The organism is Roseateles asaccharophilus, assembly GCF_031458115.1.
Lineage (GTDB): Bacteria > Pseudomonadota > Gammaproteobacteria > Burkholderiales > Burkholderiaceae_C > Pelomonas > Pelomonas asaccharophilus_A.
In genome coordinates this window covers 111,104-136,059 of the sequence record NZ_JAVDXV010000004.1, presented here as the reverse complement: position 1 = coordinate 136,059, position 24,956 = coordinate 111,104, and the positions used below count along the sequence as shown (strand labels likewise).

The 24,956-nt window shown below is 68.9% G+C and carries 28 protein-coding genes; 18 read left to right on the top strand and 10 right to left on the bottom strand.

Features of this window, described 5'->3' with window-relative positions; genetic code table 11:
• Positions 1-18: 18 nt before the first annotated feature.
• Positions 19-930 (top strand): DMT family transporter, encoded by a 912-nt coding sequence (locus J2X21_RS11535; protein ID WP_310328624.1) that lies wholly within the window; start codon positions 19-21, stop codon positions 928-930.
• Here the strand turns inward: J2X21_RS11535 and J2X21_RS11530 are convergent.
• The 3 genes from J2X21_RS11530 to J2X21_RS11520 are packed head-to-tail and all read right to left on the bottom strand — an operon-like array spanning position 921 to position 4,798.
• Positions 921-3,059, bottom strand: a complete 2,139-nt coding sequence (locus J2X21_RS11530; protein WP_310328623.1) for a TRAP transporter large permease — start codon at positions 3,057-3,059, stop codon at positions 921-923. The two genes, J2X21_RS11535 and J2X21_RS11530, sit on opposite strands and share 10 nt — an antisense overlap.
• Positions 3,056-3,637 carry a TRAP transporter small permease subunit gene (locus J2X21_RS11525; protein WP_310328621.1) on the bottom strand — a complete coding sequence of 194 codons (582 nt, stop codon included), beginning with the start codon at positions 3,635-3,637 and terminating at the stop codon, positions 3,056-3,058. The genes J2X21_RS11530 and J2X21_RS11525 overlap by 4 nt, the downstream gene beginning before the upstream one ends.
• A gap of 36 nt (positions 3,638-3,673) precedes the next feature.
• Positions 3,674-4,798 (bottom strand): TRAP transporter substrate-binding protein, encoded by a 1,125-nt coding sequence (locus J2X21_RS11520; RefSeq protein ID WP_310328618.1) that lies wholly within the window; start codon positions 4,796-4,798, stop codon positions 3,674-3,676.
• A gap of 206 nt (positions 4,799-5,004) precedes the next feature.
• On the opposite strand from J2X21_RS11520, the gene J2X21_RS11515 reads away from it, so the two are divergent.
• From J2X21_RS11515 to J2X21_RS11490, 6 genes are all read left to right on the top strand, one after another.
• Positions 5,005-5,541, top strand: coding sequence for a cytochrome b (locus J2X21_RS11515; protein WP_310328617.1), 537 nt, complete (start codon positions 5,005-5,007; stop codon positions 5,539-5,541).
• A gap of 16 nt (positions 5,542-5,557) precedes the next feature.
• A complete protein-coding gene (locus tag J2X21_RS11510) occupies positions 5,558-6,094 on the top strand; it encodes a YceI family protein (RefSeq protein WP_310328614.1) in 537 nt (178 codons plus the stop codon).
• Positions 6,095-6,130: 36 nt separating this feature from the next.
• Entirely contained in the window at positions 6,131-6,697 is a 567-nt protein-coding gene (locus J2X21_RS11505; protein ID WP_310328611.1) for a YceI family protein, read from the top strand.
• 172 nt (positions 6,698-6,869) lie between these two features.
• Positions 6,870-8,285, top strand: a complete 1,416-nt coding sequence (locus J2X21_RS11500; RefSeq protein ID WP_310328610.1) for a sensor histidine kinase — start codon at positions 6,870-6,872, stop codon at positions 8,283-8,285.
• Positions 8,282-8,677 carry a hypothetical protein gene (locus tag J2X21_RS11495; protein ID WP_310328609.1) on the top strand — a complete coding sequence of 132 codons (396 nt, stop codon included), beginning with the start codon at positions 8,282-8,284 and terminating at the stop codon, positions 8,675-8,677. Before J2X21_RS11500 ends, J2X21_RS11495 begins: the two co-directional genes overlap by 4 nt.
• Before the next feature lie 15 nt (positions 8,678-8,692).
• Positions 8,693-9,514: a LytR/AlgR family response regulator transcription factor gene (locus J2X21_RS11490; protein WP_310328608.1), complete on the top strand. Its 822-nt coding sequence runs from the start codon at positions 8,693-8,695 to the stop codon at positions 9,512-9,514.
• Between the two features lie 61 nt (positions 9,515-9,575).
• Here J2X21_RS11490 and J2X21_RS11485 read toward each other — a convergent pair whose 3' ends face one another.
• Positions 9,576-10,352 (bottom strand): ferredoxin--NADP reductase, encoded by a 777-nt coding sequence (locus J2X21_RS11485; protein ID WP_310328607.1) that lies wholly within the window; start codon positions 10,350-10,352, stop codon positions 9,576-9,578.
• Positions 10,353-10,420: 68 nt separating this feature from the next.
• Positions 10,421-10,909, bottom strand: coding sequence for a redox-sensitive transcriptional activator SoxR (gene soxR / locus J2X21_RS11480; RefSeq protein ID WP_404667333.1), 489 nt, complete (start codon positions 10,907-10,909; stop codon positions 10,421-10,423).
• 31 nt (positions 10,910-10,940) lie between these two features.
• Here soxR and J2X21_RS11475 point away from each other — a divergent pair, with 31 nt between their 5' ends.
• The 3 genes from J2X21_RS11475 to J2X21_RS11465 are packed head-to-tail and all read left to right on the top strand — an operon-like array spanning position 10,941 to position 13,047.
• Entirely contained in the window at positions 10,941-11,939 is a 999-nt protein-coding gene (locus J2X21_RS11475) for a questin oxidase family protein (protein WP_310328604.1), read from the top strand.
• A 29-nt stretch (positions 11,940-11,968) separates the two neighbouring features.
• Positions 11,969-12,535, top strand: a complete 567-nt coding sequence (locus J2X21_RS11470) for a helix-turn-helix domain-containing protein (RefSeq protein WP_310328603.1) — start codon at positions 11,969-11,971, stop codon at positions 12,533-12,535.
• Entirely contained in the window at positions 12,532-13,047 is a 516-nt protein-coding gene (locus J2X21_RS11465) for a GNAT family N-acetyltransferase (protein WP_310328602.1), read from the top strand. Before J2X21_RS11470 ends, J2X21_RS11465 begins: the two co-directional genes overlap by 4 nt.
• On the opposite strand, the gene J2X21_RS11460 is transcribed toward J2X21_RS11465, so the two are convergent.
• The 3 genes from J2X21_RS11460 to J2X21_RS11450 all read right to left on the bottom strand — a co-directional run bounded on the left by J2X21_RS11460 (position 13,034) and on the right by J2X21_RS11450 (position 16,734).
• Positions 13,034-15,346, bottom strand: coding sequence for an ATP-binding protein (locus J2X21_RS11460; RefSeq protein WP_310328601.1), 2,313 nt, complete (start codon positions 15,344-15,346; stop codon positions 13,034-13,036). The genes J2X21_RS11465 and J2X21_RS11460 overlap by 14 nt on opposite strands.
• A gap of 94 nt (positions 15,347-15,440) precedes the next feature.
• Positions 15,441-15,713, bottom strand: a complete 273-nt coding sequence (locus J2X21_RS11455) for a BTH_I0359 family protein (RefSeq protein WP_310328600.1) — start codon at positions 15,711-15,713, stop codon at positions 15,441-15,443.
• Positions 15,714-15,837: 124 nt separating this feature from the next.
• Positions 15,838-16,734 (bottom strand): DUF3108 domain-containing protein, encoded by an 897-nt coding sequence (locus J2X21_RS11450; RefSeq protein WP_310328599.1) that lies wholly within the window; start codon positions 16,732-16,734, stop codon positions 15,838-15,840.
• Between the two features lie 33 nt (positions 16,735-16,767).
• On the opposite strand from J2X21_RS11450, the gene J2X21_RS11445 reads away from it, so the two are divergent.
• The 4 genes from J2X21_RS11445 to J2X21_RS11430 all read left to right on the top strand — a co-directional run bounded on the left by J2X21_RS11445 (position 16,768) and on the right by J2X21_RS11430 (position 20,412).
• The gene (locus J2X21_RS11445; protein WP_310328598.1) at positions 16,768-17,544 is read left to right on the top strand and encodes a fumarylacetoacetate hydrolase; all 777 of its coding nucleotides are present in this window, start codon (positions 16,768-16,770) and stop codon (positions 17,542-17,544) included.
• Complete coding sequence (locus J2X21_RS11440; protein ID WP_310328596.1) at positions 17,541-18,482, top strand: nucleoside hydrolase; 942 nt, start codon at positions 17,541-17,543, stop codon at positions 18,480-18,482. Before J2X21_RS11445 ends, J2X21_RS11440 begins: the two co-directional genes overlap by 4 nt.
• A gap of 211 nt (positions 18,483-18,693) precedes the next feature.
• The gene (locus J2X21_RS11435) at positions 18,694-19,686 is read left to right on the top strand and encodes a diguanylate cyclase domain-containing protein (RefSeq protein WP_310328594.1); all 993 of its coding nucleotides are present in this window, start codon (positions 18,694-18,696) and stop codon (positions 19,684-19,686) included.
• A 51-nt stretch (positions 19,687-19,737) separates the two neighbouring features.
• Positions 19,738-20,412: a DUF4197 domain-containing protein gene (locus J2X21_RS11430; RefSeq protein ID WP_404667334.1), complete on the top strand. Its 675-nt coding sequence runs from the start codon at positions 19,738-19,740 to the stop codon at positions 20,410-20,412.
• On the opposite strand, the gene J2X21_RS11425 is transcribed toward J2X21_RS11430, so the two are convergent.
• Positions 20,407-20,889: a GFA family protein gene (locus J2X21_RS11425; RefSeq protein ID WP_310328592.1), complete on the bottom strand. Its 483-nt coding sequence runs from the start codon at positions 20,887-20,889 to the stop codon at positions 20,407-20,409. The genes J2X21_RS11430 and J2X21_RS11425 overlap by 6 nt on opposite strands.
• Before the next feature lie 91 nt (positions 20,890-20,980).
• On the opposite strand from J2X21_RS11425, the gene J2X21_RS11420 reads away from it, so the two are divergent.
• The gene (locus tag J2X21_RS11420) at positions 20,981-21,937 is read left to right on the top strand and encodes a ProQ/FINO family protein (RefSeq protein ID WP_310328591.1); all 957 of its coding nucleotides are present in this window, start codon (positions 20,981-20,983) and stop codon (positions 21,935-21,937) included.
• 12 nt (positions 21,938-21,949) lie between these two features.
• On the opposite strand, the gene J2X21_RS11415 is transcribed toward J2X21_RS11420, so the two are convergent.
• Positions 21,950-23,338: a leucyl aminopeptidase family protein gene (locus tag J2X21_RS11415; RefSeq protein WP_310328589.1), complete on the bottom strand. Its 1,389-nt coding sequence runs from the start codon at positions 23,336-23,338 to the stop codon at positions 21,950-21,952.
• Positions 23,339-23,481: 143 nt separating this feature from the next.
• Between J2X21_RS11415 and J2X21_RS11410 the strand changes: the two genes are divergently transcribed.
• The 3 genes from J2X21_RS11410 (at position 23,482) to J2X21_RS11400 (ending at position 24,945) form a co-directional block, all read left to right on the top strand.
• A complete protein-coding gene (locus J2X21_RS11410; protein WP_310328587.1) occupies positions 23,482-23,664 on the top strand; it encodes a hypothetical protein in 183 nt (60 codons plus the stop codon).
• Positions 23,665-23,810: 146 nt separating this feature from the next.
• On the top strand, positions 23,811-24,386 hold the full coding sequence (locus tag J2X21_RS11405) for a hypothetical protein (RefSeq protein ID WP_310328586.1): 576 nt from the start codon (positions 23,811-23,813) through the stop codon (positions 24,384-24,386).
• Positions 24,387-24,396: 10 nt separating this feature from the next.
• A complete protein-coding gene (locus J2X21_RS11400) occupies positions 24,397-24,945 on the top strand; it encodes a tRNA-uridine aminocarboxypropyltransferase (RefSeq protein ID WP_310328584.1) in 549 nt (182 codons plus the stop codon).
• Positions 24,946-24,956 lie beyond the last annotated feature (11 nt).

Here is a 24,956-nt window from a genome sequence, read left to right as displayed (position 1 = left end):
GCTGGCACCATGGCCGCCATGGTTGAACCCGCTTTGTCACCTGCCCGACGACCGCTGCTGGCCGGCCTAGCTCTTGCCATGCTCGGCGCCATCGGTTTCTCCGGCAAGGCCATCATCGTCAAGCTGGCCTACCGCCATGGCGTGGATGCGGTGACGCTGCTGATGTGGCGCATGCTGCTGGCGCTGCCGTTCTTCCTCGCGATGGCCTGGTGGGCGGGCCGCGGCAAGCCAGCGCTCACAAGGCAGGACTGGCGCGACATAGTCGTGCTGGGCTTCACCGGCTACTACCTGGCCAGCTATCTGGACTTCGCTGGCCTGGCCTACATCACGGCCAGCCTGGAGCGGCTGATCCTGTACCTCAACCCCACGCTGGTGCTGTTGATCTCGGTGCTGTTCTTCAAGCACAGGCTGCAGGCGCGGCAGGTGGTGGCGCTGGCGGTCAGCTATGCCGGCGTTGTCGCGGTGTTCGCGCATGAACTGAGCTTCGAGGGCAGCGCCACGGCCATAGGCTCGGCGCTGGTGTTTGCCAGCGCGGTCAGCTATGCGGTCTACCTGTCGCTGAGCGGCAAGGTCGTGCAGCGGCTGGGCTCGCTGCGGCTCGCGGGCCTGGCCAGCACGGTGGCGTGCGCGCTGTGCATCGCGCAGTTCCTGCTGCTCAAGCCCATCGAGAGCTTCGTGGTGCCGGAGCCCGTGCTGTGGCTGTCGCTGCTGAATGCGACGGCCTGCACGGTGGCGCCGGTGGTGATGGTCATGATGGCCATCGCCCGCATCGGCGCGCCGCTGTCGTCGCAGGTGGGCATGGTCGGGCCGATGAGCACGCTCATCATGGGCGTGTTCATCCTGGGCGAGCCGATGAACGCGTGGATCGCCGTCGGCACGGTGCTGGTGCTGGGCGGCGTGTTCCTGGTCAGCCGCCCCCGTCAGCCATAGAGCACCTTGGGCAGCCACAGCCCGATCTCGGGCCACAGGTATAGCAGCACGATGGCGATGACCTGGATGGCCATGAAGGGCAGCATGCCGGCAAAGATCTGGTTCAGCGTCACATGCGGCGGCGCCACGCCCTTCAGGTAGAACGCTGCCATCGCCACCGGCGGGCTCAGGAAGGCGGTCTGCAGGTTCAGCGCGACGAGCAGGCCGAAGAACAGCGGGTCCACGCCGAAGTGGTCCAGCAGCGGGATGAAGATGGGCATGAAGATCACGATGATCTCGGTCCACTCCAGCGGCCAGCCGAGGATGAAGATGATGAGCTGGCTCAGCACCAGGAACTCCACCTTGCTGAGCTTCATGCCAAGCACCCACTTCTCCACCAGCTCCTGCCCGCCCAGCAGCGCGAACGCGGCCGAGAAGATGGCCGAGCCGACGAACAGCCAGCAGACCATCGCGCTGGTCTTGGCGGTCAGGAACACAGACTCCTTCACCTCGGTCTGCAGCCGCGCCTGGCGGTAGGCCATCAGCGCCCACAGCAGCACGCCGCCGCCGGCGATGGCGCCCAGGGCGGGGCTGACCGGATCGCCGGTCATGCCTTCCTTGTAGGCCACGTACCAGCCCAGGCAGCCCAGCAGCGGCATCCACAGCAGCAGCCAGACCAGGAACACCGGCCGGCGCTCGCCGGGCGCGCGCTTGTTGATGACGGAGTAGATGGCCGCCAGCACATAGCCGCCGAAGGCGCCGACGGCCGCGGCCTCGGTGGGCGTGGCCAGGCCGAAGACGATGGAGCCCAGCACCGCCAGGATCATGACCAGCAGTGGGAAGAAGCTCGTCAGCAGCAGCTTGAAGATCTCGAGACGCTGGAAATTCAGCACGGCGTAGAAGCCCGCCAGCACCGCGGCGACGACGACCCAGCCTATCCAGCCGCGACCGGTGTCGGGAGCTGCCGGCGCCGACGCGACGGGGGCGGCCGCCGAGGCTGGTTCGGCGACGCCGGCGGCGGCGTCTGTTGCGGGCGGTGCGGCCAGTGTGTCGGGCTCGCTGGACGCTTCGGCGGGCGGTTCGGCCAGCGCATCGGCATCTGCCGGCGGCTCGGCCAGCCCGCCCGTGTCGGCCGGCGGTTCCGCCAGGCCGCCCTCGCTGGGCGACGGCGCCTCGCTGCCTATGGCCTGCATGGTCTCGGCCGGTGCCTGCGCCGGCAGCGGGTTGTGCGCATGCAGCCAGGCCACGCCGGCGATGAACAGCGCCAGCGCCACCGGCAGCAGCGCCACGCCCAGCTGGCGCAGCACGGGGCCTTTGCTCGGCTCGCGGCCCAGTGCGCCCAGCAGTGCGGGCAGCGCCGCGCGCGAGCGGCCGCTGCTCAGCCGTTCGGCCAGCGGCGGCAGCGGCACGAAGCGGGCCTCGGCCGACAGCGGCGGCATCAGCGCGGGCTTGAGCTTGGCCAGCAGCACGACGTAGAGGACATACAGCGCCGCCAGCATCAGGCCCGGGAAGAAGGCGCCGGCATACAGCTGCACGACCGACACGCCGGCCGTCGCGCCGTAGACGATGAGCATGACCGACGGCGGGATCAGGATGCCCAGGCAGCCACCGGCCGTGATGGCGCCGGCCGACACGCGCACGTCGTAGCCGCCCTTGAGCATCTGCGGCAGCGCCAGCAGCCCCATCAGCGTGACGACGGCGCCGACGATACCGGTGGCCGTCGCGAACACCGCGCAGGTGAAGATGGTGGCCACCGCCAGCGAGCCGGGCACGCGCGCCATCGCCAGGTGCAGGCTCTTGAACAGCTTCTCGATGAGGTTGGCCCGCTCGACGAGATAGCCCATGAAGACGAACAGCGGGATGGAGATGAGCACGTCGTTGCCCATCACCTTGAAGGCGCTCTGCACCATCAGCGTCAGCGTCTTGCCGGTGTCGAAGTCGTAGGCCAGCCACGTGAACAGCATGCCCATGCCCATCAGCGTGAAGGCCGTGGGAAAGCCCAGCATGATGGCCACGACGACCAGCGCCAGCATCATCAGGCCCAGGTGGCCGCGGGTGACCTGCTCGGCGCTGAGCAGCACGAAGGCCGTGCCGGCGATGATGATCGCCATCAGCACGAAGCCGAACCAGAGTTCCTTGCGGATCTTCATCGTGCAGCTCCCTCGTCGGCACGCACCATCTGCTTGAGCTTGTCGACGTCGACCTCCTCGACGTCCTGCTCGCGGCTGGGCCAGCTGCCGGTCCGCAGGCACTGCGCGCAGCGCACGATCTCGACGAAGCCCTGCAGCATCAGCAGCAGGCCGGCGACCGGGATGACGGCCTTGAATGGATAGATGGGCAGCGGCGTGGCGCTGAAGGTGGACTCGCGGATGGCCAACGCGTCCTGGAAGAAGGTCCAGCCCGCCCAGGTCAGCGCGACGATGCCGGGCAGGAAGAACACGATGTAGAGGGCCAGGTCGATGGCCGCCTGCGTGCGCGGCTGGAAGAAGCCGTACAGCACGTCGCCACGCACATGGCCGCTCTTGGCCAGCGTGTAGGCGCCAGCCATCATGAACAGCGTGCCGTAGCCCATCAGCTGGGCGTCAAGGTTCCAGTCGTGCGGCGCATTGAGGATGTAGCGGGAGAACACCTCCCAGGTGATCAGCGCAGTCAGCACCACGATGAGCCACGCGAACGCCTGGCCTATCCACGTGGACAGGTGATCCACGGCAAGCAGCAGTTTTTTCATGGAAGAGGGGGCCGAAGCCCCCTGGTTGCCGAAGAATCAGGCCTTCTTGCCCGGGGCGGCGCGGAAGTAGTGATTCCACGCCATCTTGAAGTCCACCGTGTAGTCGTTCTGCCAGCCACCCGCGCGCTGGGCGAAGGCCTTCTGGCTGTCCAGCACCTTCTTGAACAGCGGGTTCTCGGCGGCCTTGGCGGCGGTGACCTTGTCCCACGCGGCGAGCTGGGCGCGCAGCACGCTGTCGGGCGTCTTGTAGAACTTCACGCCGGCTTTCTTGAGTTCGCCGTAGTCGGCGCTGTTGCGCTCGATGGCCTTCCAGCTCATGTCGGCGCTGGCCGCCTGCACGGCGTAGTCGATGACCGACTTCAGCTCGGCTGGCAGGCCGTCGTACTTGGCCTTGTTGAACAGGATCTCGAACTGCTCGCCGCTCTGGTGGAAGCTCTGCAGCATGCAGTTCTTCACCACGTCGGGGAAGCCCAGTACGCGGTCGCTCGATGCGTTGTTGAACTCGGCCGCGTCGATGAGGCCGCGGTCCAGCGCCGGCACGATTTCGCCGCCCGGCAGCGGGTTCACGGCGGCGCCCAGCTCCTTGAACACGTCCACCGCCAGGCCCACGGTGCGGAACTTCAGCCCCTTCAGGTCCTCAGGCTTGGACACCGGCTTCTTGAACCAGCCCAGCGGCTGCGTGGGCATGGGGCCGTACAGGAAGGACACGACGTCGATGTTCAGCGCCGCGTACACCTCGGCCAGCAGCGCCTTGCCGCCGCCGTAGTTGTGCCAGGCCAGCACCATGTTCGGGTCCATGCCGAAGGCCGGGCCCGAGCCCCACAGCGCCAGCGCGTTGTTCTTGCCGTAGTGATAGGCCACCACGCCGTGGCCGCCGTCCAGCGTGCCCTTGTTGACGGCGTCCAGCAGCTGGAAGGCCGGCACGACGGAGCCGGAAGGCAGCACCTCGATCTTGAGTCGGCCCCCCGCCATGTCATTGACCTTCTTGGCGAAATCTTGCGCGTACTCGTGGAAGATGTCCTTGGCCGGCCAGGTGGACTGGAAGCGCAGGCTCACGGTCTGGGCCGTCGAGATCATTGGCATCGCCATCGCGCCGGCCCCGGCGGTCGTGGCGGCGGCGGTCTTGATGAAACGCCGACGCGCGGCGGGGGTCTGGGTCATGGCTGTCTCCTGGGTTTTCTGGGAAAGCGCCTCTAACAGATCCAGCGGTCGGCGCTGACCGCTGCGCCGACTGTCTGGCGACCGGCCGGCGGCGCGCAACTGGGTCAAACCCAGGCGCCGCACCGGGCTGTTCAAAATCGCTGAACAATGGCGACAAGGCCGGTGAAACACCTGCCCCCCACGCGAGGAAGACACTGGAGCCCATGATGAGCCCTGCCACCCGCTACACCCCCGTCGCCATCGCGCTGCACTGGCTGCTCGCGCTGGCCATCGTCGGCGCCCTGGGCGTGGGGCTTTACATGACCAGCCTGCCGTTCTCGCCGATGCGGCTGAAGCTGTACAACTGGCACAAGTGGGCCGGCGTCACCATCCTGGCGCTGTCGGCGTTGCGGCTGCTGTGGCGCCTCACGCACCGCCCGCCGGCGGACCTGCCCATGCCGGCCTGGCAGGCCCAGGCCGCCCATGTGACCCACGGACTGCTGTACGCGCTGTTCTTCGCCGTGCCGCTGTTCGGCTGGGCCTACAGCTCGGCGGCGGGCTATCCCATCGTCTGGTTCGGCGTGCTGCCGCTGCCCGACTTCGTGCCCAAGGACAAGGAACTGGCCGACACGCTGAAGGAACTGCACAAGTTTGCCGCCTACGGCCTGGCCCTGCTGGTGCTTGCCCATGTGGGCGCCGCCCTCAAACACCATTTCATCGACCGCGACGGTCTGCTGGCCCGCATCGGGCTGGGCCGTGCCTGAAGCAGAAAGGATTTCCATGAAACGCCTCCTCACCGCCGTGCTGATCGCGGCCAGCGCGCTGGCCGCCCAGGCCGCCGCGACGCTGCAGCCCGCCAAGAGCGACCTGAGCTTCACGTTCAAGCAGATGGGCGTGCCGGTGGACGGCAAGTTCACGAAGTTCGACGCGCAACTGGACTTCGACGCCAAGAAGCCCGAGGCCGGCAAGATCGCGTTCACGGTGGACCTGGGCAGCGTGTCGCTGGGCGACGCGAGCTTCGACTCCGAGGTGGCCAAGGCGCCGTGGTTCGACACCAAGCGCAACGGCAAGGCCACCTTCGTGTCCACCGGCATCAAGCCCACCGGCGCCGGCAAGTACGACGTGGCCGGCAAGCTGACCATCAAGGGCGCCAGCCGCGACGTGGTCGTGCCCATCACGCTGAACGCCGGCGTGGCCGCAGGCAGCGTGGCCATCAAGCGCCTGGATTTCAAGATCGGTGACGGCGAATGGGCCGACACCTCCATGGTCGCCAACGACGTGACCGTCAAGTTCAAGCTGGCCTTTGCGGGCCTGTAACGTCAACCCTCTTCCCACCCCCCGGAGAACCTTCCCATGAAGAACGCCCTGCTGCTCACCGCCCTGATCGCCGCCGCTGGCGCCGCCCAGGCCCAGAGCGCCACCTACACCATCGACCCGACCCACACCCAGGTCGTCTTCGAGGCCAAGCACTTCGGTGTCAGCACCAACCGCGGCCGCTGGGACAAGAAGGAAGGCACCGTCACGCTGGACAAGACCGCCAAGACCGGCAAGGTCGAGCTGACCATCGACATGGCCTCCGTCTCCACCGGCATCGGCCCCTTCGACGGCCACCTGAAGAGCAAGGACTTCTTCTCCGCCGAGGAGTTCCCGACGGCCAAGTTCGTCGGCGACAAGTTCACGTTCAACGGCGACAAGGTCGCCAGCGTCACCGGCGAGCTGACGCTGCGCGGCAAGACCAACCCGGTCACGCTGACGGCCACCAGCTTCGGCTGCTACGAGAACCCGCGCCTGAAGCGCGAGGTCTGCGGCGGCGACTTCGAGACCACCATCCAGCGCAGCCAGTGGGGCATGGGCTACGGCCTCCCCGGCATCCCCGACACCGTGCGCCTGGTCATCCAGGCCGAAGCCATCAAGCAGTAAGCACCCGCCCTGCTGAGCCAGCCCGCCCCTCCGGCGGGCTTTTTCGTTTCCAGGCCCAGACGGCCTGTCGCGCGCCAGTGCAGTTCGTCCGCCGGCCCGGCCGGCGTGTCGCTTCGGCCCCACGCCGCGAAAACCGCTTGCGTACAGTGGCTTCCAACGACGATTCGCAGCCATGACGACCTCTTTCACCCCCAGCCCCCAGCAAAAGCTCTGGATAGAGCGCTGGCAACGTTTTTCCGCCGGCGTGGTGCGCTATTTCCACCTGTATGCCGGCTGGCTGGTGGGCATCAGCTGGAAGCGCTTCGTGCTGCTGTCCGTCGCGCTGATGATCGGCGTGAACGTGCTGAAGAACCTGCCGCCCTTCACCTGGCGCATCAGCCAGCAGATCGAGGAGCGTGAGGAAGGCGCGCTGTCGCGCCGCCAGGCCAAGCTGGAGGCGGACGCCAAGAAGGCCGTCGAGAAGGCCGCAGCGGCGGCCAAGAAGGTGCCCTACGAGCTGAAGATGGACGAGCGCGGCGTGCGCATCGTGCCGGTGCGCCCGGCCTCGGCGGCCAGCGCGACCGACAGCGATGGCGAGCCCGTCAGCGAGCCGCACGAGATCGTCATCGATTTCCCCAAGAGCGCCAAGCCCGAGGACATCCAGGCCGCGCTGGACCAGGCCAAGGAGAAGCTGGAGCAGCTCAAGCACCAGGCCGAAGAGGTGCGCGAGGCCCAGCAGGCCGCCACCGAAGCGCAGCAGGCACTGCAGGAAGCCGCTGTCGACATGGCCCGCGAGGCCATCGACAACCCGCCGCGCCGCCGCATCACCACCGTGCGCATGGGCGACTCACTGGTGGACCTGGCCGTCATCTGGATCCTGGCCTCGGCCGTCATCAAGGCCATGTACAAGGGCCGCATCCAGGCCGAGGTGAAGGCCGCCCAGGCCACCGAGAACGCCGAGAGCGAGGCGCTGAAGCGCCAGGTCGTCGAGGCGCGTATGGCAGCCATGCAGGCCCAGGTCGAGCCGCACTTCCTGTTCAACACGCTGGCCAGCATCGACCACCTGATCGAGGTCGACCCGCCGCGCGCCAGCCAGATGCAGAAGAACCTCATCGCGCTGCTGCGGGCCTCCATGCCCACCATGCGCGAGGCCAACGCCACCGGCGCGGTGCGCGACCTGGGTCGCGAGCTGGCCGTCATCCGGCCCTACCTCGAGATCCTGAAGATGCGCATGGAAGAGCGTCTGCAGACCGAGATCGAAGTGCCCGAGGGCCTGATGTCGGCCGAATTCCCGCCCATGATGATCCAGGGCCTGGTGGAAAACGCCATCAAGCACGGCCTGGAGCCCAAGGCCGAGGGCGGATCGCTGAAGGTCAAGGCCGAGATCCTGCACGGCAAGCTGGCCGTCACCGTGGCCGACACCGGCCTGGGCTTCGGCCGCGCCGCGACCAGCGGCACCGGCGTGGGCCTGGCCAACATCCGTGAGCGCCTGCAGCTGCTGCACGGCAGCAAGGCCAGCGTCACCGTCACCGAGAACCAACCCAGCGGCACCGTGGTGACCATCACCGTGCCCTATCGCAGCCGCAACGACGAAGGAGTGTCCGTATGAAGACCTTGTTCAAGATCCTGTTCGTGGTCACCGCCTTGATGGTGCTGGCTGCGATGTTCGGCGGTTTCGCCCTCATCAACCACCCCGGCTCGGACGTGCACTTCGTGCTGGGCGACGAGGAGATGTTCCTCGGCGGCTTCGGCGACTGGGTGGGCGCCACCGTCGGCCTGTTCGTCGCGGCCATCGTCTGCATCATCGTCGTGCCGTTGGTGCTGCTGCTGGGCGTGGCGCTGCCGCTGCTCATCGTGGGCGGTGTGCTGGCGCTGGTGGTGGCCGGCCTGCTGGGCGTGGGCGCCGTGCTGGGCTCGCCGCTGATCCTGCTGGGCCTGCTGCTGTTCGTCGTGCTGCGCAACCGCAGCCGCGCCAATGCGGCCCGGTCCGCGCAGGTCTGATCTAGCATCGCGGCCATGAGCAACGCACCCATACGCGCCGTTCTGGCCGACGACGAACGACTGATGCGCGAGCAATTGCGCGCCCGCCTGACCGAGGTCTGGCCCGAACTGGACATCGTGGCCGAAGGCAAGAACGGCCTCGAGGCCGTCGAGCTGGTCAAGGAACACCGGCCCGACCTGGTCTTCCTGGACATCCGCATGCCCGGCCTGACCGGCGTGGAGGCGGCGCGCCAGATCGCCCAGTTGCCGGACGACGACGACTGGCTGGTGCCGGAGATTGTCTTCATCACCGCCTACGACCAGTACGCGGTCGAGGCCTTCGAGCAGGGCGTGGCCGACTACGTGCTGAAGCCCGCCGAACGCGACCGCCTGCAGCTGACCGTCGCGCGCATCAAGAAGCGCCTGGCCCAGCGCGACGCGCCGTCAGCCGATTTCAGCGACAGCGCGCCCGTGCCGCTGCAGCAGCTGCTGCACCAGCTGTCGGCGGGCATGAACCCGGCCGCCAAGCCGCAGTACCTGCAATGGATTCAGGCTACCGTGGGCCAGGCCATCCAGATGATCCCGGTCGAGGACGTGCTGTTCTTCATCAGCGACGAGAAGTACACGCGCGTGCAGACCGCCAAGGTCGAAGCGCTGATCCGCAAGCCCATCAAGGAGCTGGTGGACGAGCTGGACCCGCAGCTGTTCTGGCAGATCCACCGCTCCACGCTGGTCAACGCGCGCGCCATCGACGGCATCACGCGCGACTTCCGCGGCCGCCAGCTGGTGGGCGTGAAGGGACTGACCGAGAAGTTGGAAGTCAGCCGCAGCTACACGCACTTGTTCAAGGGCATGTAACTGCGGTTTGAGTGCGGGCCGAGCGCTGGGCCGCTCCCAAGCCGGCCCGCAGGCGAGCGGCTTACTTCTCTACAAACGCCCGTTCGATGACGTAGTCGCCCGGCGTGGTCGTGCTGCCTTCCTTGAAGTTGCGCACTTCCAGCATGGCCTGCATGTCCTTCAGCAGCTCGGGGCTGCCGCACAGCATGATGCGGTCGGTCTCGGGGTCCAGCGGAGGAAGGCCCAGGTCGGCCTGCAGCTTGCCGGTCTGGATCAGGTCGGTGATGCGGCCGGTGTTGCGGAACGGCTCGCGCGTGACGGTGGGGTAGTACAGCAGCTGCTCGCTGGCGAACTCACCCAGGAACTCGTGCTGGTGCAGGTCCACGCTGACGTGGTCGTGATAGGCCAGTTCGTTCACGTGGCGCACGCCGTGCACGAGGATGACCTTCTCGAAGCGCTCGTAGGTCTCCGGGTCGCGCACGATGCTGATGAACGGCGCCAGGCCGGTGCCGCTGCCCAGCAGGTACAGGTTCTTGCCCGGCAGCAGGTAGTCGATCAGCAGCGTGCCGGTGGGCTTGCGGCCCACGATGATCTTGTCGCCCGGCACGATGTGCTGCAGGCGCGAGGTCAGCGGGCCGTCCGGCACCTTGATGCTTAGGAACTCGAGGTTCTCCTCGTAGTTGGCGCTGACGATGCTGTAGGCGCGCAGCAGCGGCTTCCCCGTCTCGGTCTTCAGGCCGATCATCGTGAAATGGCCGTTGGAGAAACGCAGCGCCTGGTCGCGCGTCGTCGTGAAGCTGAACAGGCGGTCGGTCCAGTGATGGACGGTCAGGACGGTCTCTTCGTGGAAGGCACTCATGGGCGGTGTTCTTTGACGGGTTAACCCGGGGATTTTCGCCGATCTGTTATTCAAGAGGCGTATATGGGTCAAGCGCCGGGTTCTATGCGCAGAAGCCTGGCGCCGGCGCCCTGATCCGACACCTTGTCGTCGGGGTTGTAGAGGGCGCAGGCCTTCAGCGACAGGCAGCCGCAACCGATGCATCCGGTGAGCTTGCCGCGCAGCTCCTGCAGCGCCGCGATGCGCGCATCCAGCAGCGGCGCCCACCCGGCGGACAGCCGCGTCCAGTCGGCCTTCGTGGGCGTGCGGCCATCGGGCAGCGTGGCCAGCGCGGCCTTGATCTGCGGCAGCGTCAGCCCCACGACCTGGGCCGCGCGGATGAAGGCTACGCGCCGCAGCACATGCCGCGGGTACTGCCGATGACCGCCCGAGCTGCGGCTGGCGGTGATCAGTCCCTCGGTTTCGTAAAACCGCAAGGCACTCGTCGCGATGCCCGAGCGCTGGGCCAGCTGGCCGATGCTCAGTCGGGGCGTCGGGTCGTGGGGGCTTGACTTCAAGTTCACTTCAACATCGAGCATGGCGGCCATGTTCCCACAGGAGAGCCCACCCATGCTGATGAAGACCGCCACGCCCGCACCCGCCACGCTGGCCCAGTTGCACCACCTGCTGGACGCCGGCCAGGCGCTGTCCGCAACCTTCCGCGGGCAGTTGAGCAACCACCTGCCCATGGCCCAGCAGGCCTTGCTGGAACTGGGCGCATCGGCGCAGCGGCTGCAGGCCTGGACCGAGCACTACGAAACCTTCCTGGAGCCGCGAGGCTGCGCACAGCCCGCCCGCATCGACCCGGCACGGGACCTGGGCCGCCCCGGCAGCGATGCCGCGTGGCGTGAGCATTTCGCCGGCCGCATCGACGCGCTGGGGGCCGCCGAAGCGCTGCGCGAGGCCCTGGCCTTGCTGGTGCCCGGCGCGGGCGCCATCGCCTTCCACGGGCTGATCCGCACGGGGCACGCCGTGCTGGCCGGGCACGACGGCGAACTGGCCGCCGGCCTCGCGCATTGGGCCGCGCACTTCATGCCGCTGCCGACGGTGGAGGACGGCCCACTGCTGGAGATGGCCTACTGGGTTCAGGCGCTGCAAGCCCTGCCGCGCCCGGGCGGCCTGCCGGGCGGCCTCATCACCGGCCAAATGCAGGCTTGGGGCCAGTCGCCCGCCTTCGCGGCCGTCGCCGGCCGGCTGCGCCTGGGGCCCGACACGTTGCGCGACATCGCGCTGCTGGCCGCACGCACCTACGCGGCCACCGGCAACTTCACGGTGCTGCATCTGCTGACGGCCAGCCACGCGATGTCCGTGCTGGAGCCGTGGTGGCCAGCGCCTGAGCTGGCGCGCGGCTTCAGCGTCGCTGCAGCGGCCGGCCTGCTGGCGAGCGGCGCGGCACCGTCCCTGGCGTTGCACAGCCAGCCCAGCCGCCCCTGGCCCGCGCTGATTTCGGCCGCCTGCGAGCAGGACGATGCCCATGTCATCAAGCTCACGCATGCCGCCTGGCGGCTGGGCCGGCGCTGGCCGGACGCGGCCTGGCGCGCCGCGGTGGAGCGTGCAATTCCATTTTGATGGATTTCAATTTCCAGTATGCTGGATGAATGGACATCACCCAACGAATCGGCCGCCGCCTGCACGAGCTGCGCGCCGCCGCCGGCCTGTCGCTGGACGCGCTGGCGCACAAAAGCGGCGTCAGCCGCTCCAACATCTCGCTGATCGAACGCGGCCAGAGCAGCCCCACGGCTGTCGTGCTGGACAAGCTGTCTTCGGCGCTGGGCGTCAGCGTCGCGTCGATGTTCGAGGCGGGCCCGGCACCTGTCGCGCCATCGCCGCTGGCCCGCGTGGCCGAGCAGCCGGTCTGGCGCGATCCCGCTTCGGGCTATGTGCGCCGCAACGTGTCGCCGTCGGGCGTGTCGCCGCTGCAACTGGTGGACGTCATCTTTCCCACGGGCCAGCGCGTGGCCTTCGAGACCTCGGAGCGTGACGCCGACATCCACCAACTCATCTGGATGATCGATGGCGCGATGGAAATCGCCCACGGCGACACGCAGTGGCAACTCAGCGCGGGCGACTGCCTGGCCGTGCAGCTGAACGCGCCCCTCCGCTTCCACAACCCGGGCACGAAACCGGCCCGCTACCTTGTCGCCCTCACCGGAGCCCGACCATGAACATCCGCGAACTCGATGGCGCCGAAGCGCTGGCTCGCGTGGCCGAACTGGCCGATGTGCTGCGTGACTGCGTGGAGGGCGGCGCGTCGGTGGGCTTCATGCTGCCGCTGGCCGACGGGCGCTGCGAGGCGTTCTGGCGCCGCGTGACCGAAGGCGTCGCGGCGGGCGAACGCCACCTGTTCGTCGCCGAGGACGAGGCGGGGCGCATCTGCGGCACCTTGTCTCTCGTCATCGACCTGCCCGACAACCAGCCGCACCGGGCCGATGTGTCCAAGATGCTGGTGCATCGCCGCGCGCGCCGCCAGGGCGTGGCCGAGCGGCTGCTGCGGGCGCTGGAGGTGAAGGCGCTCGAACTGGGCAAGACGACGCTGGTGCTGGACACCGTGACCGGCAGCGATGCGTCGCGGGTCTATGAGCGGCTGGGATGGCAGCGCGCGGGGGACATTCCGAACTACGCGCTGATGCCGGACGGGCCGCCGTGCTCGACGACCTACTACTTCAAGCCGATCTGAAGCCTATGCCCCGGCGTTCGCGGACTTCAGGCTTGGCGCGATGCTCCGCCTCCAGTTGAGCCAGGAACTCATCCGGCGTGAATACCTCGCCGAGGATGTCGACCTGCTGACGCACGGCCGCGAAGTCGCCATGCGCCAGGCAGTCCATCGCGTTCAGCCGTGAGCGCTGCTCGTCGGTGGGTGCAGCACCGGCCTCGCGCTCGAACATCGCGAGCCGCTGTTCCGGCTTCAGCGCCTTGAAGCGGATCTTGAACGCGAAGCGCCGCAGCGCCGCCTCGTCCAGGTCGTCGAACAGATTGGTCGTGCAGATGAACAGGCCGTTGAAGCGCTCCATGCCGGCCAGCATCTCGTTCACTTCCGACACCTCGTAGTTGCGCTCCGCATGCTTGCGGCTGCGCAAAAAGCTGTCGGCCTCGTCCAGCAGCAGCACGGCGCCTTCGGTTTGTGCGTTCTCGAACATGCGCGCCATGTTCTGCTCGGTCTCGCCGACGAACTTGCTGGCAATGTCGCTGGCGCGCCGGACCATCAACGGCCGGCCCAGCGCCTGCGCGATGTGCTCGGCCAGCGCGGTCTTGCCGGTGCCGGGCGGGCCGTAGAAGCACAGCTGGCCGCGGCCCTTCTTGCGCAGCGCCTCGACGATGCGCGGGATCTCGAAGCGGCTCTCGCAGTTCAGCAGGTCCAGCGCATAGGTCGTCACGCAGGGGCGGGCACTGTGGGCACCGTCGTTGCGCCCCAGCGCCTTGTCCGCGTTCTGCAGCTGGCGCTCGATGAGCTTCTCGGCATCCAGCGCCGAGCCGGCCAGTTGCGCGAAGCGCACGGCGGTGCGGATCTGGGCCGGCGTCAGGCCGGGCCTCTCGGCCAGCTTGGCGACGAAGTCCTCGCTGACGCTCACCTCGCCCAGCGCCTTGGCCACGAGGCCGCGCCGCGCGCCCGGCGGCGGCGACTTCAGCTCCAGGTGGTACTGGAAGCGGCGGCGGAACGCCGGGTCGATCTGCTCGATGCGGTTGGTGACCCAGATCACCGGCACCGGGTTGGTCTCCAGGATCTGGTTGACCCAGGCCTTGCCGCTGACCGAGTTGCCCACGCTGCCCTCGCCGCTGGCATCCAGCCGGTTCAGCAGCGACGCGGTGTCGCTGGACAGCGGCGGGAACACGTCTTCCACCTCGTCGAACAGCAGCGCGACGTTCTGGCTGGCCTTCAGGAACACCTGGCTGATCTGCAGTGAGCGGTAGCGGTCGCGGCCCGAAAGTGAGTTGCCGTCGCGGTCGGCGTACTCCACCTCGTACAGGTCCAGCCCCGCGGCGGCGGCGGCCACCTTGGCCAGCTCGGTCTTGCCGGTGCCGGGCGGGCCGTACAGCAGCACGTTGACGCCGGTGGCGTGCGAGGCCACGGCCTGGCGCAACAGGCCTTGCAGCAGGCCCAGGTCCTCGGCGACGAACTGGAAGTCGCCCGGCACCAGCGTGCTGGGCGCGGCGGGCCGCGTGAACACGGCCATCAGGTCGTGCGGGCCCTGGTACTCGCGCATCAGCACCGGCGGCAACTGGTCGCTGACCTTCATCAGGTCGGCCAGGTCGGTGATGTTGTGCTCGGAGATCAGGTTCTCCACCATGCCGATGCGTTCCAGACGCGAGCCGGCGCGCAGCGCCTCGGCCACCTCACGTTCATCGACACCGGCGACGGCGGCAATCGCCGCAAACGCCTCCTGCGCGGTGTTGACCTTGAACTCGACCAACGCACCGCGCAGCTCGCGCTGGTAGCGGGCCAGCGTGCCGTACAGCAGGATGGCGCGCTCGGCCGGGTTCAGCTGCAGCAGTTGGCCCAGCGCGTCGATGTTCTTCTCGACCAGCGTGGACTCTCGTTTCAACTGCCGGTCCAGGTGCTCGCAGGTGGTCGCCAGCAAGGCCATCATGTCCTTGGGAGCATCCTTGACGTACTCGTCCAGGTAGAAGAACAGCGTGGCTTCGGAGAACGGGCCGCTCCATTGGCCGAAGCGGTCCAGGAACGCGACATCGGACAAGGCCTCGTGGCCGCGCCACAGCTCGTTGTTGCCGCAGCGCTGGCCAAGATAGCCGCGCAGCCGCTGCAGCACGCGCACGGGCCAGACGAGATGGCGCCCCGTGAAGGACAGCAGGCCGTTGAAATCGCGCCGCAGGTTGAAGCGGCCGGCGTGCTTGACGGTCAGCGTCAGCACGAACTGCGAGCACATGCGGTCCAGCACCGGGGCGCTGTCCAGGCCGGGCGAAGGCAGCACGGGCCCGGGGGCTCGGGATGTCTGCGCGGCGTTGGCTCGCTTCACCATGGATGGGCTCCTTGGCCGACCGGCAGCGGTCGGCGCTGACCCATCTTGTATCAGGCCGAGCGTTGAATCAATGCAACACCAACCCCCAGAGTGTTCAGTGCATCACGACCGGTTGCTGGCCCATCATTGCGTAGCGCTCGATGAACTCGTCGATCTCATCCTCAGAAGGCTGGCCGTCCTCGATGAGCGCCTGCACGCCTTGCTGGAAGGACTCCGCGAGCGCGCCTTCGATGAAGATTTCCTTGCGGGCGAACTTGTCGACGATCTCGAAACCGCCGCGATTCAGTTGCGGTCCGGTGTCTTCCTCAGCCGTCGGCACTTCGAACTGGACGACGATGAAGCTGTCGGAGTTGTAGAGCATGTGCATGGAGTTCTCCTCAAGGCTTCAACTGCGGGTGGGACTTGCAAGTTTCAAGCCCCGCTCGGTACAGATACTGGCAGAACGGGGTTCTGATCGGGTCATCCCCCGCGCCGACAACGTGTAGGAAGCGTCAGGAGTTCACGTCGGCCAACGTGATTTCGAAACCGCGCGTTTCGGGGGCGCCCTGGCGCAGCCGCACCGGCCAGTAGCCGCGCGCCGGGTCCAGCCAGACGTCGATGCCAGGATCGTGCGGCCCCAGCAACTGGCGGCGCAGGTGAAGCGTGCCGGCGTCGCCCGGCTCGGCCTCGACGGCTTCGAACACCCATTCGCGCAGCTCGCCCCGTGGCCCGGCGACCCAGACGCGCCAGCGCCCGCCCGGCGTCGGTGCGGCCTGCACCAGCGCGGCGAGCTGCAGCCACCAGGACAGCCGGTCCTGCGCGCCATCGGGCAACTCCAGCCGGGCCGGGCTGGCCGAGAAGCTGACGCGCCGGCCCTCAGCATCGAAATTGACGGCCTGACGGTCGCGGCCACCCAACTGCGTCGCATAGCGCTCGGGCGCCAGGCCGCCACTGTTCAGCAGGCCCACGCTCTGCTGCGCGGGCAGTGCACGTTCACCGATGCGCTTGCTCAGCCGCAGGCTGTAGCGGCCGTCCGCCTGCGGCTGCCACTCCAGCACGGCCTCGCCGTCCTGGCCGTTCTGGCGCAACCGGTAGGTCCAGGCGGTGGGGCCGGCCAGTCGCAGCGGCGGAGCGCTGGGCGTGGCTTCCACCGTCTGCGGAACCGTTTCGACGGCCGGGGCGGCGGTCGCTGTCGCGCGTGCGACAGGCTGCGGCAGCGCCTGCGGGGCCGGCTCGGGCAGCGCCACCGGGGCGGCTGCTGGCGGCAGCAGCGCCACGCTGACGGGGCGTGCCGGCGCTGCGGCCGTGTCGGGCGGCCGGCGCTCGCCGCCCAGCAGCGCCACATGGGCGAGCAGGCTGGCCGCCAGCACGAGCAAGGCGGCGCGGGGCGGAACGGGCAGGGCGCGCATCGCACAATGCTGCCACTACCTCGCAGACCTCCCATGAAACTCGCCAGCTACGCCGACGGCTCGCGCGACGGCCATCTCGTCGTCGTCTCGCGTGACCTGACCCAGGCCCACTACGCCAGCGGCATCGCCACCCGCCTGCAGCAAGTCCTCGACGACTGGGGCTTCATCGCGCCGCAGTTGCAGGACCTGGCCGTGCAGCTCAACCACGGCAAGCTGCGCCACGCCTTCCCGTTCGAGCCCGAGAAGTGCATGGCGCCGTTGCCGCGCCCGCACGGCTGGGCCGTCGTTGGTGCCGATGGCAGCGTGCGTCGCGAGGCCGGCCAGTTGCTGGGCGCCGGCATGCCGCTGCGCGCCGCGGCGGCGTGCGAGCCGGCGCTGATGGCCATCGCCGGCGATCTGCATGCAGCCAGCGATACCGCCGCCGCGCTGGACGCGCTGCGCTTGTTGGGTCTGGCCGTGGACTGGCGCCTGGACAGCGAACTGCTTGCCACGCATGCCGCGCCGCTGCTCGTCACGCCCGACGAACTGGGCGAGGCCTGGACGGGCGTTCGATTGCAGGCACGCCTGGTCGCGCTGCACAACGGCAGCAAGCTGGAGCCACGTGACGTGGTGGCCGCGCCAGCGGATGCGCTGGTGCGCCTGACCCGGCTGCGCGCGCAGCGCACGGGCCAACTGGCCGGCGTCGCGCTGGGAGCGCTGGATGTGGCGCTCGCGCCCGGCGACAGCCTGCGCCTGGACCTCAAATCCACCGACGGGCAGACCAGCCTGTTCGGTGCCATCGATCTCGACCTGACCCCGCCCGCCGCATGAGCCCGACACCGATCATCATCGACACCGATCCCGGCCAGGACGACGCCATCGCGTTGCTGCTGGCCGCCGCCAGCCCCGAGCTGGAGCTGCTGGGCGTGACCACCGTGGCCGGCAACGTGCCGTTGCGGTTGACGACGCTGAACGCGCGCAAGGTCATGGAGCTGGCCGACCGGCGCGACGTGCCCATCTGCGCCGGCGCGGACCGGCCGCTGGACGTGCCGCTGGTCACCGCGGAGCATGTGCACGGCGACACCGGCCTGAACGGCGTCGACCTGCCCGAGCCCGCGCTGCCGCTGGACGCGCGCCATGCGGTGGACTTCATCGTCCAGACACTGCGCGAACGCGAGCCCGGCACCGTGACGCTGTGCCCGCTGGGACCGCTGACCAACATCGCGCTGGCGCTGCGCCAGGCACCGGACATCGCGCCGCGCATCCGCCGCATCGTGTTGATGGGTGGTGGCTTCTTCGAGGGCGGCAACGTGACGCCGGCCGCCGAGTTCAACATCTACGTCGACCCACAGGCGGCTCACGAGGTCTTCACGAGCAGCGTGCCCATCACGATGGCGCCGCTGGACGTCACGCACGAGGCGCTGACGACCGAGAAGCGCATCGAGGCCATCCGCCGCCTGGGCAACCGCGCGGGCGAGGTGGTCGCCGCGTGGATGGAATTCTTCGAGCGCTACGACGAGGAGAAGTACGGCCAGGACGGCGGCCCGCTGCACGACCCCTGCGTCATCGCCTGGCTGCTGCAGCCCGGCCTGTTCACCGGCCGCGACTGCAATGTGCGCATCGAGACGCGCAGCGAGCTGACGCGCGGCATGACCGTCATCGACTGGTGGGGCGTGACCGGCCTGGCCGCCAACGCCCAGGTGCTTCGACACGTCGACTCCGACGGCTTCTTCGCGCTGCTGACCGAACGCCTGGCGCGCCTGCCGTAGCGCCCGGCTCAGGCTTGCGCTATCGCGGCGGCGCCTGCGTGTTCATCGGTGTTGTCAGGTGAAACCGCCATAGCTGATGCGATCAAGGGTGTCGACATCATTTATGCGAAAGGCCAGAATGCTGGTCTGTAACAGGGTGTGACCCGTTAGAGAGGCCGAAGTCTCCGCCGGGTGCCGGATCCGTGGCCGGATCTCGGGCGAGGAGAGATTGGTGCCGAGCAACGAGAAGCTGCTGGAGGTCATCGCCATCCAGACCGAGGTGGCCCGCCTGGGCCTGGACCTTGGCGGGCTGATGGGCCTCGTGGTGCAGCGCACGCTGGGGCTGGTGGACGCCGATGGTGCCGCCGTCGAGCTGGCCGAGGGCCACGAGATGGTCTACCGCGCCGCTTCGGGCATGGCCCAGGGCAGCCTGGGCCTGCGGCTGCGGCGCGACAGCAGCCTGTCGGGCCTGTGCATGACCGAGGGCCAGGCGATCCGGTGTGATGACGCGCTGGACGACCCTCGCACCGATCGCGTCGCCTGCCTGAGGCTGGGCATCCGTTCCATCTTGCTGGTGCCGCTGCGCCACCAGGGCGAGACGGTCGGCGTGCTGAAGGCCATGTCGCGCCAGGCTTCGAAGTTCGGCGAACGCGACTTGGCGCTGCTGGAGCTGCTGTCGGGCCTGGTGGGCGCGTCCATGTATTTCGCGGCGCGCTACGCGCCCAGCGAGCTGTTCCATCAGGCCACGCACGACGGCCTGACCGACCTGCCCAACCGCGCGCTGTTCCTGGACCGGCTGCGCGCCTCGCTGTCGCAGGCCATCCGCGACGGCCAGCCGCTGGCGGTCATGATGCTGGACATGAACGGGCTCAAGCCCATCAACGACCACTTCGGCCATCGCGCCGGCGATGCCGCGCTGCTGGAGTTCTCGCGCCGCTTGAGCGCCGGCGTGCGCCAGTCCGACACGGCCGCGCGCCTGGGTGGCGACGAGTTCGGCGTGCTGTTGCGCCCACTGGCCGCCGAGGGCGGCCTGGAGGCGACGATGAAGCGCCTGGGCCAGCAGATCAACGGCAGCTTCCAGTTCGAGGGCCGCACCGTGCGCTTCGGCGCCAGCATGGGCGCCGCACGCTTCCCTGAGGACGGCAGCGACTTCAGCCAGCTCATCGAGCTGGCCGACCAGCGCATGTACCAGCACAAGCGGGGCCTGCACCACGCCGTGGCCTGAAAGGGCGGCGGCGGTGGGAAGATGGGTGCTCGCCCATCGAGGAGAGCCACGATGCAACGCCGCCTGCTGATCGCCTGTACGCCCGCCTTGCTGATGCAGCGCCCGGCCTGGGCGCTGAACCTGACCGAGAGTGACGCCAACGCCGGCATACGCGCGGCACTGGAGCGTGGCGCCCATGCGGCCGTGTCGCTGCTGGGCCGGCAGGATGGGTACCTTGGCAATCCGCTCGTGAAGATCGAGCCGCCCGGCTACCTGAAGGACGCCGCAAAGCTGCTGCGCAGCACCGGCCAGGGCAAGCGGCTGGACGAGCTGGTCACCGCGATGAACCGCGCCGCGGAGGCGGCCGTACCGGTGGCCAAGCCGCTGCTGGTGAAGGCGGTCAAGGACATGAGCGTGGAGGACGGGCTGAAGATCCTGCGCGGCGGCGACGACTCGGTGACCACCTTCTTCGCCGACAAGACCCGCGACCCGCTGTACGCGCAGTTCCTGCCCATCGTCACCAAGGCCACCGAGAAAGTCTCGCTGGCCGACAAGTACAACGCCGTCGCCAAGAAGGCGTCCAGCTTCGGCCTGATGCGCGGCGAAGAGGCCAACATCCAGCAGTACGTGACAGGCAAGGCGCTGGACGGCCTCTATCGCATCATCGGCGAGGAGGAGAAGAAGATCCGCCGCGACCCGGTGGGCACCGGTAGCGCCATCCTGAAGAAGGTGTTCGGCAACCTATAGGCCATGAGCGGCATGCCACTCGGCGAGTGACATGTCGGGATACCCGTCGAAACGAGGATCGCCGGGCGAGCCTTCGACGTTCACCCACGGCGCCTTGGAACCGACGAGGCAGTGCACCTGCGACGGCGGCGTTGGCAGCGGCGTGTCGATGGCGCTGGCGTGCGGGTGCACCAGCTCGGGCCAGGTCGGGTCCCACAGCCACAGTGCGCTGCCGCAGCGCTGGCAGAAGTAGCGGCGGGCGCTGCTCTTGTGCCTGCCCTTGCCCGACTTGTTGGGCAGCTTGGCGCGGTAGATGCGCAGGTGCCGCTTGCCCTTGACCTTCATCGTGTGCGTCTGCGCGCCCAGGTTGATCGCATAGCCACCGCCACCGGCCGTCTTGCGGCAGATGGAGCAGTAGCAGCGCATGAAGGGCGTGGGCGCATCGGCGTCGACGGAGAACCGGACGCTGCCGCAGTGGCAGGAGCCTTCGAGGTGCATGGAACGGCCTTTCCAGGGGATGGCGTGCAGGCAGCCATGATGGCCGACAATCCCGCCCTTGCCTGTTTGCTGCCGCGTTGCCGGCTTTGCGATGAATTCCGATCTTCCCGATCCCGTTACCCCGTCCGAAGAACCGGCAGCCGCCGTGCCCGCGCCTGCACCCGAAGCCGCCGCGCCCGAGGCCGTGAGCACGCCCGAGATTCCGGCCGATAGCACCGCGGCAGTGCCCGCAGCCGCCGCCGTGGATGCGACCGCCGAGCTGAAGGCCATGTTCCCGGCGTTGTTCACCGGCAAGGCCAAGCCGGTCAAGCTGCGCATCCAGGCCGACATCCAGGAACGCGCGCCGGGCAAGTTCAGCAAGGCCCAGCTCAGCGGCTTCCTGCGCCGCTACACCGGCAGCACCGGCTACCTGATCGCGCTGACCCAGGCCAAGACCCGCTTCGACCTCGACGGCCAGCCGGCCGGCGAGATCAGCGAGGAGCATCTGAACGCCGCGAAGGAAGAACTGGCCCGCCGCAAGGGTGCCCGCCAGGAGCGGGAGAACGCCGAGCAGGAGCGCCACCGGCTGGAAGCGCAGCAGCGCCGCAACCGCGGCCAGCTGCTGTGGGACTTCGAGCGCACGACGCTGACCGAGGCCAACTTCTGCGTGCTGAAGGGCCTCAAGCCCGAGGAGCTGCCGGGCCTGCTGGAGATCGCCCGCAAGGAGCGCGCCGAGGCACCACCGGCTCCGCCGCGTGAGGCGCGTCGCGATGACCGCCGCCCCGGTGGCGGCCGGCCGGAAGGCCGTGGCGGCCCGCGCCGTCCGGAGCAGCGCTCGGAAGGCGGCCGGCGTGACCAGCAGCCGCGTGGTGATCGCCCGCCGCGTGGCGAGCGCCCTCCGCGTGGTGAAGGCGGCCGCCCGCCGCAGCCGGGCCGCAAGCCCGCACCTCAGCAGGTCGAGCAGGCCGCGCCGTCCCAGATGGCCCAAGCCCTCCAGGCCGCCACCCAGGCGGCGAACGCCGAGCCGGCTGCCGGTCAACAGCCGGCCAAGGACCAGAAGCCCGAGTAATCGGGCCGCTGGTCAAGCTGAGTAGCGCTGCTCCAGATAGGCCAGCAGCGTGCGGATCGTCTGCGCCTCGCCGCCCACCGGGCGGCCTGCGCGCGGCGCGTCGTTCCAGGCGAACAGGTCCACGTGCAGCCAGTCCTGGTCGCGCGGCAGGAAGTCCTCCAGGAACAGCGCCGCGTTGATGGCGCCGGCCAGCGGGCTCTTGCCCGTGTTGACGATGTCGCCGATCGTGCTCTCGATGCCCGCGTGGTACGGCGCCCACAGCGGCATGTGCCACAGCGGGTCGTCCAGCTTCAGGCCCAGGTCCACCAGGTCGCGGGCGGTGTCCATGTGCTTGGCGAACAGCGCCGGCAGCTGGGCGCCCAGCGCCACGCGCGCGGCGCCGGTCAGCGTGGCCAGGTCGATGACCAGGTCCGGCTTGCCCTCCGCCGCATAGGCCAGCGCATCGCACAGGATGACGCGGCCTTCGGCGTCGGTGTTGCCGATCTCGATGTGCAGGCCCTTGCGGGTCTTGATGATGTCGCCGGGCCGGTAGGCGTTGCCCGAGATCGAGTTCTCCACCGCCGGGATCAGCAACTGCAGCCGCACCGGCAGCTTCAGCGCCATGATCAGCGTGGCCAGCCCCAGCGCGTTGGCGGCGCCGCCCATGTCCTTCTTCATCTGGCGCATGCCTTCGCCGGGCTTGATGTTCAGGCCGCCGGTGTCGAAGCAGACGCCCTTGCCGACCAGCGCGAGCTTGGGGTGCTTGGGGTTGCCCCAGTGGATCTCAATCAGGCGAGGTGAGCGCGTGCTCGCGCGGCCAACCGCATGAATGCTGGGGAAGTTCTTCTTCAGCAGCGCGTCGCCGACGATTTCCTCGTAGCTGGCGTCGTACTGCTTGGCCAGCGCCTTGGCGGCCGCGGCCAGCTCGGCCGGGCCCATGTGCTCGGCCGGCGTGTTGACGAGGTCGCGAGTCGCCGCGATGGCGGCGGCCAGCGCCAGGCCGCGCTCGGCGTCGGCGCCGGGCTTGAGCCACAGCGTGGCAGGGGGGCGCTTGGCGGGTTTGTAGAGGTCGAAGCGATAGCCACCCAGCTCCCAGGACATGGCAGCGGCTTCCGGCAGCAGCGCCAGGCCGGCCTCCAACCGGTACTCGCCCTCGGGCAAGGCCAGCGGCAGCGCCGCCAGTGCGAATGGATGGGCCACGTGCGAGACACCGGCGAACACTTGACCCAACCGGCCGTCGGCGCCGGGCACCAGCGCGTGGCTGTCGGGGGCGCCGACGAAACCCACCGTCGCCAGCCAGTGCCGGGTGGCGTCGGGCAGCGTGGGCGCGAGCGCTTGGAAGGCGGCCCGGTCGACGACGGTGATGGGGATGGCCTTGGCCGGGATGGACTTTTTGAGCTTGACGGTCATGGTGGGTTTCACGGTGGTGATACCGGGATTGTCCGCAGGAAAGGAGTGCAAGGAAGTGTGTGGGGCCTGTCAACGCGCCTTGCCGGGGCTGCGTTGTGCCTTCCAATCGCGCCGCAATCCCCGCGAGACGGCCTGGCAACAGGCCCCAAGCCACGATGAAAGTTCTGAACCGCCACGAACCGCAGCCCCGTCGCCTCCCCGCGCCCGAGATCGGCACGGCCTGGACCGCCGAGGAATCCGTCGACAAGGGCCGCAAGCACGAAGCCTTCGATACCGGCTTCTACAGCGGCGAGCGCCGCGGCCTGGCCCGCGCGATGCGCTTCGACCGCAAGCGCTGACAGCCCCAGCCACCCAGGCTTCACCCTCCAGCCCGCCATCCAACCCGGATGGCGGGCTTTGTTTTGCCCGCCGGGAGCGTGGACTTTGCCCGCTCGCAGGGAATCCCCGGCGGGGCGTTCTTGCCGCTGCGCAGAGAATGCGCGCCATGAAAGCCGCCCGCCGTTCCATCGCCTTCGCCTCCGGCGCCCTGATGTTCTGCTTTGGCACGGCCGCGGCGATGCAATACGCCAAGACCGGCCTGCCGCGCCATGTCTACACGATGCTGGGGGGGCGCAACAGCCTGCAGGTCATGCTGGGCGAGGCCCTCGCCATCGCGCTGGTGCTGTTCATCGTCGCGGCGATCTGGGGCTATCTGACGCTGCGTCCGGCGCGCCGTCGCCATCGCCCCTACACCAGCTGGTTCATGGCCGGCATCGGCCTGGCCTGGGCGGGCTGGCTGATCTTTGGTGCGTTCACGTTCGCATTGAAGCCGCGCTCGTACTCGGCGCCGCTGCAGACCATGCTGCTGTCCTCCGGCGCCGCGCCGCTGTTCGGCGCCCTGAACATCTTTGCCGTGCTGGGCGGTGCGTTTGTCGCCGGGCGCGTCGCCAAGAAGCGGCAACTGGCCCTGCCCAGCACGCGTTCGCGCCGGCTTCCCAAGGACCCGGAGCCGCAGCAGGACGCTGGCGACAGCAGTCAGTCCCCGCTGGGGGCGCCCTCGACGGTCTCGCCGCCGCACTGAGCGGGCCTGCATGCCCCGAGCGTCCTGCCCGCGCTGCGAGCGGCCGCTGCCCACCTGCCTGTGCGCCACATTGCCGGTGCCGCCGCTGGCGCACCGCACCGAGCTGCTGATCCTGCAGCACCCGGCCGAGGCCGGCCACGCGAAGAACACGGCGCTGCTGCTCACGTTGGGGCTGCAATCGGCCCGGCTGCTGCGCGGTGAGGTATTCGACGCCGGCCTGGCCGCGCCCGGCACGACGCTGCTCTATCCCGGCGAGGGCACGGCGGCGCCGGCCGACGTGAAGCGCCTGGTGTTGCTGGATGGCAGCTGGCGCCAGAGCCGCCGCCTGCTGTCCGCCAACCCGTGGCTGGCCACGCTGCCGCGCCTGAGCCTGCCCGAGCAGCCGGGCCGCTATGCGATCCGCCGCGCGCACCGGCCGGGTCAGCTGTCCACGCTGGAGGCTGGCCTGCATGCGCTGGCCTTGCTGGAGGGCGGTCCGGAGCGCTTCGCGCCGCTGTGGGCCACGTTTGAAGCCTTCGTCAAAGCCGGGCTTTACAGACGGGAAACGGGGATGACCTAGCATTTCCGGAT

Coding starts and splice junctions, on each gene's coding strand:
- J2X21_RS11535 (WP_310328624.1), top strand. CDS start 19: ATGGTTGAACCCGCTTTGTCACCTGCCCGACGACCGCTGCTGGCCGGC.
- J2X21_RS11530 (WP_310328623.1), bottom strand. CDS start 3,059: ATGAAGATCCGCAAGGAACTCTGGTTCGGCTTCGTGCTGATGGCGATC.
- J2X21_RS11525 (WP_310328621.1), bottom strand. CDS start 3,637: ATGAAAAAACTGCTGCTTGCCGTGGATCACCTGTCCACGTGGATAGGC.
- J2X21_RS11520 (WP_310328618.1), bottom strand. CDS start 4,798: ATGACCCAGACCCCCGCCGCGCGTCGGCGTTTCATCAAGACCGCCGCC.
- J2X21_RS11515 (WP_310328617.1), top strand. CDS start 5,005: ATGAGCCCTGCCACCCGCTACACCCCCGTCGCCATCGCGCTGCACTGG.
- J2X21_RS11510 (WP_310328614.1), top strand. CDS start 5,558: ATGAAACGCCTCCTCACCGCCGTGCTGATCGCGGCCAGCGCGCTGGCC.
- J2X21_RS11505 (WP_310328611.1), top strand. CDS start 6,131: ATGAAGAACGCCCTGCTGCTCACCGCCCTGATCGCCGCCGCTGGCGCC.
- J2X21_RS11500 (WP_310328610.1), top strand. CDS start 6,870: ATGACGACCTCTTTCACCCCCAGCCCCCAGCAAAAGCTCTGGATAGAG.
- J2X21_RS11495 (WP_310328609.1), top strand. CDS start 8,282: ATGAAGACCTTGTTCAAGATCCTGTTCGTGGTCACCGCCTTGATGGTG.
- J2X21_RS11490 (WP_310328608.1), top strand. CDS start 8,693: ATGAGCAACGCACCCATACGCGCCGTTCTGGCCGACGACGAACGACTG.
- J2X21_RS11485 (WP_310328607.1), bottom strand. CDS start 10,352: ATGAGTGCCTTCCACGAAGAGACCGTCCTGACCGTCCATCACTGGACC.
- soxR (WP_404667333.1), bottom strand. CDS start 10,909: ATGCTCGATGTTGAAGTGAACTTGAAGTCAAGCCCCCACGACCCGACG.
- J2X21_RS11475 (WP_310328604.1), top strand. CDS start 10,941: ATGCTGATGAAGACCGCCACGCCCGCACCCGCCACGCTGGCCCAGTTG.
- J2X21_RS11470 (WP_310328603.1), top strand. CDS start 11,969: ATGGACATCACCCAACGAATCGGCCGCCGCCTGCACGAGCTGCGCGCC.
- J2X21_RS11465 (WP_310328602.1), top strand. CDS start 12,532: ATGAACATCCGCGAACTCGATGGCGCCGAAGCGCTGGCTCGCGTGGCC.
- J2X21_RS11460 (WP_310328601.1), bottom strand. CDS start 15,346: ATGGTGAAGCGAGCCAACGCCGCGCAGACATCCCGAGCCCCCGGGCCC.
- J2X21_RS11455 (WP_310328600.1), bottom strand. CDS start 15,713: ATGCACATGCTCTACAACTCCGACAGCTTCATCGTCGTCCAGTTCGAA.
- J2X21_RS11450 (WP_310328599.1), bottom strand. CDS start 16,734: ATGCGCGCCCTGCCCGTTCCGCCCCGCGCCGCCTTGCTCGTGCTGGCG.
- J2X21_RS11445 (WP_310328598.1), top strand. CDS start 16,768: ATGAAACTCGCCAGCTACGCCGACGGCTCGCGCGACGGCCATCTCGTC.
- J2X21_RS11440 (WP_310328596.1), top strand. CDS start 17,541: ATGAGCCCGACACCGATCATCATCGACACCGATCCCGGCCAGGACGAC.
- J2X21_RS11430 (WP_404667334.1), top strand. CDS start 19,738: ATGCAACGCCGCCTGCTGATCGCCTGTACGCCCGCCTTGCTGATGCAG.
- J2X21_RS11425 (WP_310328592.1), bottom strand. CDS start 20,889: ATGCACCTCGAAGGCTCCTGCCACTGCGGCAGCGTCCGGTTCTCCGTC.
- J2X21_RS11420 (WP_310328591.1), top strand. CDS start 20,981: ATGAATTCCGATCTTCCCGATCCCGTTACCCCGTCCGAAGAACCGGCA.
- J2X21_RS11410 (WP_310328587.1), top strand. CDS start 23,482: ATGAAAGTTCTGAACCGCCACGAACCGCAGCCCCGTCGCCTCCCCGCG.
- J2X21_RS11405 (WP_310328586.1), top strand. CDS start 23,811: ATGAAAGCCGCCCGCCGTTCCATCGCCTTCGCCTCCGGCGCCCTGATG.
- J2X21_RS11400 (WP_310328584.1), top strand. CDS start 24,397: ATGCCCCGAGCGTCCTGCCCGCGCTGCGAGCGGCCGCTGCCCACCTGC.